Annotated in this window: 13 protein-coding genes; 11 read left to right on the forward strand and 2 right to left on the reverse strand. The window is 44.1% G+C overall.

The window, feature by feature from the left end; translation table 11 throughout:
• Positions 1–206 precede the first annotated feature (206 nt).
• Entirely contained in the window at positions 207–1,766 is a 1,560-nt protein-coding gene (gene cls / locus Selli1_RS05020; RefSeq protein WP_281872447.1) for a cardiolipin synthase, read from the forward strand.
• Positions 1,767–1,921: 155 nt separating this feature from the next.
• Complete coding sequence (locus Selli1_RS05025; protein ID WP_087252798.1) at positions 1,922–3,196, forward strand: adenylosuccinate synthase; 1,275 nt, start codon at positions 1,922–1,924, stop codon at positions 3,194–3,196.
• Between the two features lie 88 nt (positions 3,197–3,284).
• Here Selli1_RS05025 and asnA read toward each other — a convergent pair whose 3' ends face one another.
• Positions 3,285–4,295 (reverse strand): aspartate--ammonia ligase, encoded by a 1,011-nt coding sequence (asnA, locus tag Selli1_RS05030; RefSeq protein ID WP_087168277.1) that lies wholly within the window; start codon positions 4,293–4,295, stop codon positions 3,285–3,287.
• A gap of 247 nt (positions 4,296–4,542) precedes the next feature.
• On the opposite strand from asnA, the gene Selli1_RS05035 reads away from it, so the two are divergent.
• The gene (locus Selli1_RS05035; RefSeq protein WP_158099238.1) at positions 4,543–4,695 is read left to right on the forward strand and encodes a hypothetical protein; all 153 of its coding nucleotides are present in this window, start codon (positions 4,543–4,545) and stop codon (positions 4,693–4,695) included.
• A 145-nt stretch (positions 4,696–4,840) separates the two neighbouring features.
• Here the strand turns inward: Selli1_RS05035 and Selli1_RS05040 are convergent, their stop codons facing one another.
• Entirely contained in the window at positions 4,841–5,050 is a 210-nt protein-coding gene (locus tag Selli1_RS05040; RefSeq protein ID WP_087168276.1) for a hypothetical protein, read from the reverse strand.
• Positions 5,051–5,206: 156 nt separating this feature from the next.
• Between Selli1_RS05040 and Selli1_RS05045 the strand changes: the two genes are divergently transcribed.
• From Selli1_RS05045 to Selli1_RS05080, 8 genes are all read left to right on the forward strand, one after another.
• Positions 5,207–5,719, forward strand: coding sequence for an SEC-C metal-binding domain-containing protein (locus Selli1_RS05045; RefSeq protein WP_087168275.1), 513 nt, complete (start codon positions 5,207–5,209; stop codon positions 5,717–5,719).
• Complete coding sequence (locus Selli1_RS05050; protein ID WP_281872432.1) at positions 5,719–6,450, forward strand: YdcF family protein; 732 nt, start codon at positions 5,719–5,721, stop codon at positions 6,448–6,450. The genes Selli1_RS05045 and Selli1_RS05050 overlap by 1 nt, the downstream gene beginning before the upstream one ends.
• A 334-nt stretch (positions 6,451–6,784) precedes the next feature.
• A complete protein-coding gene (locus Selli1_RS05055) occupies positions 6,785–7,642 on the forward strand; it encodes an aldo/keto reductase (protein ID WP_087252796.1) in 858 nt (285 codons plus the stop codon).
• Between the two features lie 25 nt (positions 7,643–7,667).
• The gene (thrS, locus tag Selli1_RS05060) at positions 7,668–9,593 is read left to right on the forward strand and encodes a threonine--tRNA ligase (protein ID WP_087168272.1); all 1,926 of its coding nucleotides are present in this window, start codon (positions 7,668–7,670) and stop codon (positions 9,591–9,593) included.
• 54 nt (positions 9,594–9,647) lie between these two features.
• On the forward strand, positions 9,648–9,962 hold the full coding sequence (locus Selli1_RS05065; protein WP_087168271.1) for a DUF1540 domain-containing protein: 315 nt from the start codon (positions 9,648–9,650) through the stop codon (positions 9,960–9,962).
• 109 nt (positions 9,963–10,071) lie between these two features.
• Complete coding sequence (locus Selli1_RS05070; protein WP_281872433.1) at positions 10,072–11,430, forward strand: AI-2E family transporter; 1,359 nt, start codon at positions 10,072–10,074, stop codon at positions 11,428–11,430.
• Positions 11,408–12,328, forward strand: a complete 921-nt coding sequence (gene metA / locus Selli1_RS05075; protein WP_087168269.1) for a homoserine O-acetyltransferase MetA — start codon at positions 11,408–11,410, stop codon at positions 12,326–12,328. Before Selli1_RS05070 ends, metA begins: the two co-directional genes overlap by 23 nt.
• A 357-nt stretch (positions 12,329–12,685) precedes the next feature.
• Positions 12,686–13,564, forward strand: a complete 879-nt coding sequence (locus tag Selli1_RS05080; protein WP_281872434.1) for a hypothetical protein — start codon at positions 12,686–12,688, stop codon at positions 13,562–13,564.
• Positions 13,565–13,747 lie beyond the last annotated feature (183 nt).

A 13,747-nucleotide genomic window follows, 5' to 3' on the forward strand; every position in this document is an offset into this window, starting at 1 on the left:
AAGAGCATTCTGTTAAAAAGAAACATAAAATGATCAGATAAAGTCCGAGCTGAATTGTCTGAAAATAAAAGAAATAAACTGATATCAAAAAAAGAAGAAAAAGTGCCAACGATTACTTGACACATACATTGAATCGTTTGGAGTTGAGGTGTAAAATGAAATGTGTTAGAATAAACCGTATTTAGTAAGGAACCGAGGTATTGAATTTGGAATCAAGCAAAAAGCGAAAAGTACAAAAGAAACTCTTCAGTGTGATCTACGGCAGAACTGCTGTCATTCTTCTTCTGATTCTGATCCAGATTCTTGTCATGGTTTTTGGTATTTATTTTCTGACGGATAGCTGGACCTATTTATATGGAGTCTTCAGTATTATCGGTACGATTGCGGTGATTTATATCATTAATTCGGAAGATAATCCGGCGTTTAAGCTGACATGGGTCCTGTGTATCATGGCTCTTCCGATTTTCGGAACGTTTTTCTACATCTATGTCAAATCCGAAATCGGTACGCGGTATATTGGAAAGAGGCTTGAAACCCTCCGGCAAGAGACCGAAGAGTACATGTGTCAGGATATGGAGATCATTGATGCCATGAAGGAGAGTAAACTGGCGAATAAGAATCTGTCCTTTTATCTTGGAAAACATATGGGATTCCCGATTTATGGCAACACCAGGCTGGAATATTACCCTCTTGGAGAGGACAAGTTTGATGCGCTTAAAAGAGAGCTGAGAAAGGCGGAGCATTTCATTTTTATGGAATACTTTATCGTGGAAGGCGGAGAAATGTGGGATGAAGTCCGTCACATTCTGGAAGAAAAAGTAGCCGAAGGCGTGGAAGTCCGGTTTATGTATGACGGTATGTGCAGTATTTCCAAGCTTCCGTCAGATTATCCGTGGTATCTTAGAAGAAGAGGAATCCGGTGTAAGGTATTCAATCCGATCAATCCGATTGTATCCACAATTCAGAATAACCGTGATCACCGAAAGATCTGTGTGATTGACGGCAAGGTAGGATTTACAGGCGGGGTTAATCTGGCGGATGAATATATTAACAGGAGAGAGCGTTTCGGACACTGGAAGGATACGGCGATCATGCTGGAAGGAGATGCCGTACAGAGTCTTACGATCATGTTTCTTCAGATGTGGAATATTGATGAGAAGAAGAGTGATGCCTACGAAAAGTATTTGTATCCTTCCCGTAAACCGTTTGATCCGAAAGACGGATACGTTCTTCCGTACGGGGATACCCCGTACGACAATGAGACTGTCGGTGAGGAAGTATACTTTCATATCCTGAATCATGCAAAAGAGTATGTCCACATTATGACACCGTATCTGATTCTGGATAATGAAATGATAAAAACACTCGCCCGTGTGGCAAAAAGCGGGATGGAAGTGATCATCATCATGCCGCACATTCCGGATAAGCCGTATGCGTTTGCGGTGGCAAAGACATATTATAAAGAATTGATTGAAGCAGGGGCCCGGATTTATGAGTATACTCCGGGATTTGTTCACGCCAAGATCTTCGTATCTGATGATGACACCGCGACAGTAGGAACAATCAATCTGGATTACAGAAGTCTGTATCTTCATTTTGAAGATGGAGTCTTTATTTATAACAATCCGGTTGTCGCGGATATTGAGAGGGACTTTCAGGAGACATTGAAGAAGTGTCACTTTGTGACGATGAAAGAGGTTCAGGAGCGAAGTGTTAAGGAAAAAATCGAAGGACAGGTGCTGAGGCTGTTTGCACCTCTGATGTAGACCTGGATATGTCCCGGAAAGCATCCTGCCGGGCGGAAAGGCTGCGAAATCTTTGGAAAACTTCCGAAAAACGGAAAATCAAATGTACATTTGCCTAAAAATATAGTATAATGCTTAGGTGGTTAAAAAACGATTCACATACAGGAGGATATGTTATGGTAAAAGCAGTAGTAGGTGCTAACTGGGGAGATGAGGGGAAAGGTAAGATTACGGATATGCTCGCAAAGCAGGCCGATATCATCGTCCGCTTTCAGGGAGGAGCAAATGCCGGTCATACGATTATCAACGACTATGGAAAGTTTGCACTTCATACACTACCATCCGGTGTGTTCTATAATCATACAACAAGTGTAATCGGAAACGGAGTTGCACTGGACGTTCCGGTTTTAATAAATGAAATTCAGTCTATCGTGGACAGAAATGTGCCGACTCCGAAGATCAAAGTGTCAAACCGTGCACAGATGGTAATGTCTTACCACAAGCTCTTTGACCAGTATGAAGAGGAGCGTCTTGGAAAGAAATCTTTCGGATCTACCAAGTCCGGAATCGCCCCGTTCTATTCAGACAAGTATGCAAAGATCGGCTTCCAGGTAAGCGAACTGTTTGATGAAGAACTGTTAAAGGAAAAGGTTGTGCGTGTTGCAGAGCAGAAAAATGTTCTTCTGGAGCACTTATATCATAAACCGCTGATTCAGCCGGACGAGCTGTTCGACGAGCTGATGGGTTACAAGAAGATGATCGAGCCGTATGTCTGCGATGTATCTTTATTCCTTCACGAAGCATTAAAAGAAGGAAAAGAGATCCTTCTGGAAGGACAGCTTGGAACATTAAAAGATCCTGATCACGGAATCTATCCGATGGTTACATCTTCTTCCACTCTGGCTGCATACGGTGCAATCGGCGCAGGAATTCCGCCATATGAGATCAACAAGATCGTGACAGTATGTAAGGCATATTCCAGTGCGGTAGGAGCAGGTGCGTTTGTCAGCGAGATCTTCGGAGAAGAGGCAGACGAGCTGAGACGCCGCGGTGGTGACGGCGGAGAGTACGGCGCAACGACAGGCCGTCCGAGAAGAATGGGATGGTTTGATGTGGTTGCATCCAAATACGGATGCCGTATGCAGGGAACAACTGATGTGGCGTTCACAGTACTGGATGTACTTGGCTACCTGGATGAAATTCCGGTATGCGTTGCTTACGATATCGACGGAGAAATCACAACAGAGTTCCCGCCGACTTACCTTCTGGAGAAGGCAAAACCGGTGATCGAAAAGCTTCCGGGATGGAAATGCGATATCCGCGGCATCAGGAAATACGAAGATCTTCCGGAAAACTGCCGGAAATACATCGAGTTCGTAGAAGAGAAGATCGGTTACCCGATCACACTTGTTTCCAACGGACCGGGACGTGAGGATATCATTTACAGATAAAGAAAAACAAGAAAGAGCGGCTGCATGATGATTCATCATGCAGCCGTTTTGGATGTCCGGAATAAGTGGTTCAGAGCGGTTTTGAAATCTATAAAAGCGGAATTCCGTTTACCGCAGCTTCTTCAACCACTTCGTTCGGCCAGATGGAAGACTGAACTTCACCGATATGAGCCTTGCGCAGGTAGAACATACAGATACGGGACTGTCCGATCCCTCCTCCAACTGTATACGGGAGTTCCCCGCCGAGGAGAGATTTCTGGAAATCCAGTTCGGCACGTTCCTCGCAGCCGGCAAGAGCAAGCTGGCGTTTCAGCGCAGCTTCATCGACACGGATTCCCATGGAGGAAAGCTCGAGAGCTGTATCAAGAACAGGGTAGTAGACGATAATATCGCCGTTTAATTCCCAGTCATCGTAGTCAGGAGCACGTCCGTCATGGCGTTCGCCGGACGCTAATGTTTTTCCGATCTGTTTGATGAAGATGGCTTTTTTCTGCTTCGCATAGCGGTATTCCCGCTCCTTCGGCGTACATTCAGGATAGAGATCTTCCAGTTCCTGGGAAGTGATAAATGTAATGTCATCCGGCAGAATTTCTCCGATGTAGTTATAGCGCCGTGCCATAAAGTGTTCGGTTTCCTTCAGTGCCGCATAGACTTTCCGTACCGTGTATTCCAGCGTTTCATCATTGCGCTCTTCTCTGGAGATCACCTTTTCCCAGTCCCACTGATCCACATAGATGGAATGAAGATTGTCGGTATCCTCATCTCTGCGGATCGCACTCATATCTGTATAGAGACCTTCTCCGGAGTGAAAACCATAACGCTTCAGCGCATAGCGTTTCCACTTCGCGAGAGAGTGTACAATCTCCACCTCTTTATCATTCTGCTCTTTTATTCCAAAAGAAACCGGGCGTTCCACACCGTTCAGGTTGTCATTCAGTCCGGATTCCGGACGAACAAAAAGAGGGGCAGATACACGTGTCAGATGAAGGTTCTTTGCAAGAGACCTTTCAAAGTGATCTTTCACCTCTTTGATGGCAACTTCCGTTTCACGGATGGAAAGCGGCGGGCGGTAGCCCTCTGGTATCATTAAGTTTTCCATGTTCGAGTCCTCCTTTAAAAATTATTACTAGTGTAAAATAAAACTTTTATACTGTCAAGAGATAAAGTGATAACAGATAAGAGCGGTTTTGTTTATTTTTTAAGAAAGAAGTTAGATAAATTTTAGAACAGTGCCATAAAACAGACACATTTCGATGGTAAAGTGAAAGATGTAAAGGGGGAGTCATAAAGTTTTTTTCCGTTTCATATAATAGTGATACCGGGAAACAGAAAAAGGAGGTTTTTATATGCAGCAGAGTAGTATACCGGGACGCATGGAAGCAATTTCAATGGAAGAATACTTAAACAGAAGAAAAGAGATGAAAGAAAAAGAAAAAAGAAGCCAGAGAGAAGACGCAGGGGCGGATTTCAACCCGATTCTTTTTTTCAGTCTGGCATGAAATAAAATAGAATAACGCCCGGCCGGAAGTCAGGTCCCGGGCAGATAATAAAACAGTGTGTCCATGGAGAAAATGATTTGCTCCGGGCACACTGTTTTATTCTACAGGAAAATGTTTGCTGAAATCTGATATTCTGGTAAAGAGATTACATATCTTCATCGTTTCGGTGAAGAAGACGGTAAAACAAAGTGTAGGCATAAAGCAGAACAGGAACGAAAATTGTACAGGCGATGGATGCTTTTAACAATCCCAGGGATGCGGAATGATCAATCAATGCAAAAATGAGTGTACTGGCATACATGGTGATCAGAAGAATGATTCCAAGGACAGCCAGAATTCGTTTTGTCTTTTTCATGGTTAAACCTCCTGATGGATTATTTTCATGACAATTATATAAAAGATACGTTAAAAAAGCAATGGAAGAGGGCAGGGTGGTTTTTCTTGCAATATAAAATATCCTGTTATATAATGAAGTCTGCGAAGATTATTTTAAATCAAAGGAGAATTTGATATGAGTACGTTATTGGAACAGTGGAGAGAGACTGCGTATTCCAGAGAGATGACAAAGCAGCAGCTTGAGACTTTCTGGGGCGCATATTTTCAGACTGAAAAAGAAATTTACGAAAAATTACTTTCCAACCCGGATGAGAAAGTGAAAGGCACAGTGAAAGAACTGGCCGAAAAATATGGTGTGGAAGTTATGACAATGGTAGGATTCCTTGACGGAATCAACGAAAGCCTTATAAACGAAAATCCGATCGAGACCATGGAAGAAGATACAGAGGTCAATCTGATCTATGATAAAGAAAAACTTTACAAAAACATGGTAGATGCGAAGGCTGAGTGGCTTTACCAGCTTCCACAGTGGAACATCCTGCTTTCCGAAGAACAGCAGAAAGAGCTGTATAAGGAAGCGAAAAAGATGCATACTTTTGTAAGAGAAGGAAAGAAGATCGGAAGAAACGACCCGTGTCCGTGCGGAAGCGGCAAGAAGTACAAACATTGCTGCGGCAAAAATAAATAATGTCTTTTGTGACAGGAATGTTCTGTCTTCTTTATTATCTGGCTGTATGCCGGTATGTCGGAAGATGGAATTCAACCTTTTCCCGCTTCTGGCTTCTTTGTGGTGTGCTTTGCATCGGGTATGGATTGTTGCAGGAGAGACTTCCGTGGCAGGCTGAACGGGCGGCACTTGTGCTTTGGACACTGCTTTGGACAGCAGTGGCGGCTGTCTGGATCCGGATGTTGCTTTTTGGCAGGCAGAAAGAAGCGAAAGACCTGGAGTATCTGATTGTTCTTGGGGCAAAGGTAGACCGTACCCGGATCACAAGCTCGCTAAAGCTCCGACTTGACAGGGCATACACTTATGCAGTCAGACACAGGGCTGTGAAAATTGTGGTTTCCGGAGGGCAGGGAAGAGGCGAGGATATCCCGGAAGCAGAGGCCATGAAAGAGTATCTGGCCGAAAGAGGGATCGAAAGAGAGCGGATTTTTCCGGAGGACCGGTCTTCCACAACGGAGGAAAATCTAAGGTTTACGGTGCGGCTCATTCCGGAGATCAGGGAAAAGAAAGCCGGCGTGGTGACGAACAGCTTCCACATTTACCGGGCATGGCTTCTTGGAAAGAGGGAAGGGTACCAAAGACTTTTCCCTGTTCCGGCAAAGTCAGAGCCGGTTCTTTATCTGAATTATATGGTGCGCGAAGCACTGGCTGTGCTGCTTTTGCCTGTAAAAGGATGGAGAAACAGGCATTGACAAATAAAATCGGAATGATTATAATTACTCTATATTTGAGAAACGAAAACGTGGTGACGAGACGAGTAGGGTGTGAAACCGGATCCAGAGAGAGAGGCCATTGGCTGGAAGCCTTTTATCACGGACCATCTGAAGACTACCTCTGAGCGGCGGCAAAACCGTCCGGTTTAATACCGTTATCATTATCAGCAAGAGATGTCTTTCATCTTTCGGGGTGGACGGCATAAGCGGGGTGGAACCGCGGGTGAGAACTCGTCCCCTGCAGCGATAGCTGCAGGGGACTTTTTATTTCACAGGGATCTGATTTTACAGTTAAGAAAAGGAGGAACTTGAAATGAACAGTATTAAAGAATGCAGGACGTTGAACAATGGTGTACAGATTCCGTGTCTGGGATTCGGCACTTACAAGGCAGCGGAAGGAAGTACATCAAAGATTATCAAAACAGCTGTCCGGTGCGGATACCGGTATCTGGATACAGCCTCCTTTTATCAGACAGAGACCTATGTGGGAGAGGCTGTGAAAGAAAGCAAAATTCCAAGGGAAGAGTTTTTCCTTGTCTCCAAGGTCTGGAAAGATGAGATGGGATATGATAATACTCTGCGGGCTTTTGAGCAGACATTAAAAAATCTTCAGACAGACTACCTGGATCTGTATCTGATTCACTGGCCGAAGCCATCGCCGGACTGTGAGAACTGGAAGAAACTGGATATCGAAACATGGAAAGCACTGGAGAAGCTCTATCACGAGAAGCGGGTACGCGCTATCGGTGTCAGCAATTTCCTTCCGCACCACATTGAGAATCTTCTGGAATCCTGTGAGGTTGTACCTGCGGTTGACCAGCTGGAGTTTCATCCGGGATATACTCAGGAAGCGGCGGTGCGCTACTGCCAGGAACATGATATTCTTGTACAGGCATGGAGCCCGCTTGGAAGAAGGCGGGTGATGGATGATGAACTGATCCGTGCTCTTGCAGAAAGGCACCATGTGACCCAGGCACAGATCTGCCTGCGGTATGCCTTCCAGAAAGGAATCATTCCAATTCCGAAGGCATCGAGTGAGGAACGGATGAAGAATAATCAGGATATTTTCGGCTTTGAGTTGACGAAAACAGAAATGCAAAAGCTCGATACCATGCCTCCGGTCGGATGGTCAGGTGAACATCCGGACCGTGAGAGGGTTTCCATAGAATAAACAGAATAGAAAGGGGAAGAACAAGATGAAAATTACATTAAAAGACGGGTCTGTGAGAGAGTACGACAAGAGCATGTCTGTATTCGAGATTGCATCCGATATCAGCGAAGGCCTTGCAAGAGTGGCAATGGCAGGAGAAGTCAATGGGGAAGTGGTGGATTTGAGAACGGTGCTTTCCGATGACTGCGAACTCAGCATCCTGACATTCCAGGACGAAGGAGGAAAGGAAACATTCCGGCATACTTCCTCCCATATTCTGGCACAGGCGGTAAAACGTCTGTATCCGGAGACAAAACTTGCCATTGGACCGGCAATTGCTGATGGATTTTACTATGATCTGGACAGAGAGACTCCGTTTACAACAGAGGATCTGGAAAAGATCGAAAAAGAGATGAAAAAGATTGTAAAAGAGGCGCTGCCGATTGAAAGCTTTACACTTCCAAGAGAGGAAGCCATCGCTCTGATGAAAGAAAAAGAGGAGCCGTACAAGGTGGAACTGATCGAGGATCTTCCGGAAGATTCTATTATCAGTTTCTACAAACAGGGAGAGTTTACGGATCTTTGTGCAGGACCGCACCTGATGAATACAAAAGCGGTAAAAGCATTCAAGCTGACAAGCCTTGCAGGTGCCTACTGGAGAGGCAATGAGAAGAACAAGATGCTGACAAGAATCTATGGTACTTCCTTTACAAAAAAAGCAGATCTGGATGAGTATCTGACAATGATGGAAGAGGCGAAGAAAAGAGACCACAGAAAGCTTGGAAAAGAACTGGGGCTGTTCATGCTCAGAGAAGAAGGCCCGGGATTCCCGTTCTTCCTTCCGAAAGGAATGGCGCTGAAAAACGCGCTTCTGGAGTACTGGAGAGAGATCCATACAAAGAACGGCTATGTGGAGATTTCCACTCCGATCATGCTCAGCCGTCATCTCTGGGAGACAAGCGGACACTGGGATCATTACAAAGAAAATATGTATACAACAGTAATCGACGATCAGGATTTTGCCGTGAAGCCGATGAACTGCCCGGGCGGCATCCTCGTTTATGAGTCAGAACCGCGTTCCTACCGTGACCTTCCGCTTCGTATGGGAGAACTTGGTATTGTACACCGCCACGAGAAATCCGGACAGATGCACGGACTGATGAGAGTGCGCTGCTTCACACAGGACGATGCCCATATCTTTATGACACCGGAACAGGTGAAAGATGAGATCAAGGGTGTTGCGCTTCTGATCGATGAAGTTTACAAGCTGTTTGGCTTCAAATATCATGTAGAACTTTCTACAAGACCGGAAGACAGCATGGGAAGCGATGAAGACTGGAATCTGGCTACAGAAGCGCTCAGAGAAGCGCTGGATGCACTGGGAATGGACTATGTAGTCAATGAGGGTGACGGTGCTTTTTACGGACCGAAGATCGACTTCCATCTAGAAGACTCCATCGGACGTACATGGCAGTGCGGAACAATCCAGCTTGACTTCCAGCTTCCGCTGCGTTTCAATCTGGAATATACAGGGGCAGACGGAGAGAAACATCGTCCGATCATGATCCACCGTGTAGCATTCGGCTCCATCGAGCGGTTTATCGGAATTCTGATTGAACACTTTGCAGGGGCATTCCCGACCTGGCTTGCTCCGGTACAGGTGAAAGTGCTTCCGATTTCCGACAAACATCTGGAATACGGAGAGAAAGTATTCGAGGCATTAAAAGAGGCAGGAATCCGCGCCGAGATTGACACAAGAGCAGAGAAAATCGGCTACAAGATACGTGAGGCTCAGATGCAGAAGATTCCGTATATGCTGGTAGTAGGAGCAAAAGAGGAAGAAGAGAGCCTTGTTTCCGTAAGAAGCAGATTTGCAGGAGATGAAGGACAGAAAGCTCTGGAAGACTTCCTGTGCGATATCAAAAAGGAAATCTCTGGAAGAGTGAGAAGAGAAATCGAAACAAAGGAATAGATTATCTGAAAGCTGGACATACTACCTCCTGAGAAATAGAAGGAGGATGAAAAGATGCCAGAATTAAAATGTACGGTGCAGAATTGTATGCACAATCAGAACTATTATTGTAATCTTGACAGTATTCGCGTAGGAGGCGATCAGGCAAAAAATGCATCCGACACATGCTGTGACAGCTTTGAGGAGAGAAAATCCGGAACATTTACAAATGCGTCCATGGAGGCTTCTCCTCTCAGCACGATTGACTGTAAGGCTCAGGAATGCTGTTACAATGAAAACTGCAAATGTAATGCAGGGAAGATCAGTGTAGAAGGCGGCGGGGCATGCAGCTGCGAAGAGACAGAGTGCGCAACTTTCCAGTGCCGGTAAGAAAGAAGTAAGAGAACAGACGGAATGATTTCCGTCTGTTCTTTTGTTGACGCGTTTCAAAGCTTTCGCTATAATAAATTTATATGTGTTTCAACCGGGAGGGAAGAATTTGAAGCGAAAAGATACCAGTCATTCGGGAATCGGAAACAAAAAGGAAAAAGAGCCGGATAAACTGCCTGCTTTTGGAAGAAAAGGCCCGTCCAGAATTCGCCAGTCCTTTGGGAGAGGTCTGACATTTTTCCTTGTAATCGCGGCATGTATCGTTCTTTATTTTGCGTTTCTCAGGGTAGACACGATCTTCGGCGTGATCCGGACGATCATTGGAATTCTGAAGCCGATTATTTACGGATTTGCCATCGCCTATCTGCTGAATCCAATTGTAAAAGCAGTAGACAGATACCTTTGCCCGCTGCTGGAGAAGAAGCTGAAAAAGAAGAGGACGGCAGACAGACTTTCCAGAGGAATTGGAATCTGCCTGGCTCTGCTTGTTTTATTCGCAATTATTATTACTCTGTTGAATATGCTGATTCCTGAACTCATAACAAGCGTTCACAATTTAATGGAGACATTGCCGGGGCAGTTGAACGCAGTGATGGACTCTTTTGATCATATTCAAAAAGAACAGTCGCCCGTCGGTGCTATAGTAGAAAATATTTTGAATCATGCGTCGGAGAATATTCAGAACTGGATTCAAACGGATCTGCTCAGACAGATGAATGTGCTGATGACCAATATAACGACAGGTGCTATTAATGTATTAAGCGAAGTGTTTAATTTTCTTGTCGGATGTATTGTTTCTGTCTACATGCTGTTCGGAAAGGAAACTTTTTCGGCACAGATTAAAAAAATGCTGTATGCGGGCATGCAGGTAGAGCGCGCCAATATGGTGCTGCATATTACAAGAAAAAGCAATGAAATTTTTGGCGGATTTATTATCGGAAAAATCATTGACTCCGCCATTATCGGCGTACTTTGTTTTATCGGGATCACCATTCTGGACATGCCGTACATCCTGCTTGTCAGCGTGATCGTCGGAGTGACCAACGTGATTCCGTTCTTCGGACCTTATATCGGTGCTATTCCAAGTACGATCCTGATTGCCCTTGCAGATCCGCTTAAGGGACTTTATTTTCTGATCTTTATCATTGCCCTGCAGCAACTGGACGGCAATGTGATCGGACCGAAGATTCTTGGAAATTCCACAGGACTTTCCGCGTTCTGGGTGGTGTTTTCCATTCTGCTCGGGGGCGGACTGTTCGGATTTATCGGAATGATCATCGGGGTTCCGACGTTTGCTGTGATTTACTATATCGTGAAGATGGTAGTGGAAGAGAAACTGAAGAAGAAAAAACTGCCTCCGGACACAGAACACTACGGAGATGTAGAGTATCTGGAAGAAGATGGAGAATTTACATATTTAGAAGAAACAAAGGAGAGAAGAGAAGATGCCGATTCGAGTACAAAATGATCTTCCAGCAAAAGAAATACTGGAGCGTGAAAATATTTTTGTGATGGATGAGCACCGTGCGGTGCACCAGGATATCCGTCCCCTGAAAATAGGACTGCTGAATCTGATGCCGCTCAAAGAGGATACAGAGCTTCAGCTTCTGCGTTCGTTTTCCAATACCCCACTTCAGGTGGATGTGACCTTTGTGATGGTGTCCAATCATCAGTCCAAGAACACATCGGCAAACCATCTGAATAAATTCTATGTCCGGTTTCAGGACGTAAAAGACCAGAAGTTTGACGGATTTATCATCACGGGGGCTCCAATCGAGCAGATGCCGTTTGAGGAAGTAGACTACTGGGATGAGATGAAAGAGATCATGGAATGGACAAAAACCAATGTCACCTCCACGATTCATCTGTGCTGGGGAGCCCAGGCAGCTTATTATTATCATTTTGGCATTGATAAATACCCGCTTGATAAGAAGCTGTTCGGCGTATTCCGCCATCGCGTCATGAACAGAAGAATCCCTCTGGTCAGAGGATTTGACGATGTATTTTACGCGCCGCATTCCCGTCATACACAGGTGGATCCGGAGCAGATCAAGGCGTGTGAGGATCTGATGGTGCTTGCAGAGTCTGAAGAAGCGGGAATCTTCCTTGCCATGACTAAAGATGGAAAACAGATTTTTGTCATGGGACATCCGGAATACGACCGGATGACACTGGATCAGGAATATAAGCGTGACAAAGCAAAAGGACTTCCGATTGAACTTCCGGTCAACTATTACCCGGATGACAATCCGGAAAACCGTCCGCTCCTTACCTGGAGATCCAATGCAAATAACCTGTATACGAACTGGCTGAACTATTACGTATATCAGGTGACACCGTACGATATGGTAGGAACACCGTTTTAAGCCAGTATTTTTAAGGAAAGTGAAAGATTTGCAATACCCCACAATCTTTACAAAGTCTTACAAAATTTGACGTATCTGGGCAGAAAAATGGGGGTGCAAAATGGGGTATAGCAGAAAATGAATGGGGTACAAATAAACTATTGAATTTGAATATATGAGAAAAGTCTTAGCATGAGAAAGCCGTATGATACAGTCGTACGGCTTTAAATTTTTTATCACTAAGCTGCCAGAGCTTATATGAGTTCGATTCTCATTAGTGAATTTCTATATTATTTTACACAAAACAAATTCAATATAAAAAGTGTTTCTAATATGCTATAATTATGGTACGAATAATAGTTCGGGAGAGATACCATAATGAGTTGTTCAGATTGGATAAGCATTATTTGCGCTGTCGTTTCTCTTATTGCGACGATTGTTATTGCGGTTTTACAATATCGTCAGAGTAGCCGTATGAATGAGTTTGAACAACGGCAAGATAAACGAGATGAAAACCGCCATGCCGAAAGTGTAAAAACACAGGCAGTTTCGTTCATATCAAAATATTATTCTGATAGAGGGCTAATACCTTTATGTGCGATTGCGGCAATGCACAATGATTTATTTTATTATTCAAGAGATATGTACCGTGAATTTTGCTGTATGACACTGGAAGTACAGAACCGCATTTTAGAGTATTGCGAACTTGATCTGCGTGTTAAGGAGATAAACGAACTTTTTGGAAAATGCATTAAAGAGATGGAAAAAGTATTTTACGAGTATTTTCCTAATGATGACTCTCCGTTCTACGAAGGAGGAAAGTATGTGTTGCGTAGTTTAGAATCCTATGGCAATAAAGAGATTCCAGTTTCACGTATTAAGTATCGCCCTTCTTGTATGGATCCGAATAGTGTAGCAGGTAAAATATTTTCTTCTGGATTTGATGGAACTTCTCCGTATGAATTTTGTATAACGGACACTCTAAGAGATATCCAAGATGCGGAATCTTCACGGAAGACACTTAAAGAACTGGAGAATATATATGAAGTATATGGAGCATCTGGAATTGAAGCATGCCAGTTCTTAACTACTTTGGCTCAATGGCTTGCAATTTTCGGAAGTAAAAACTCAGATTCAAAAAAAGATTACGGCGATCCAGGCGGTTTTGCAGGAGAAACTATTGATACGATGGAAGATTTATTCTTACTGTCAGTATTTGAAATGTACACTCAGTTAGTTTTAGATGAAACAGAATAACTGCTAATCTTAAAATTATTAACATACTACGCATTGAGTAGTATTTTCGGATTATAGAAATTATTGAAGTAGCTGTTAAACAAATCTCCTAAAAGATAACCTAGTAAATTTGAACGTATATCATGTGACACCGTACGATATGGTAGGAACACCGTTTTAGAACCGGGTTCTGATAAAGAAAAT

It is taken from the genome of Sellimonas catena (genome assembly GCF_027924685.1).
GTDB classification, from domain to species: Bacteria; Bacillota; Clostridia; order Lachnospirales; family Lachnospiraceae; genus Sellimonas; species Sellimonas catena.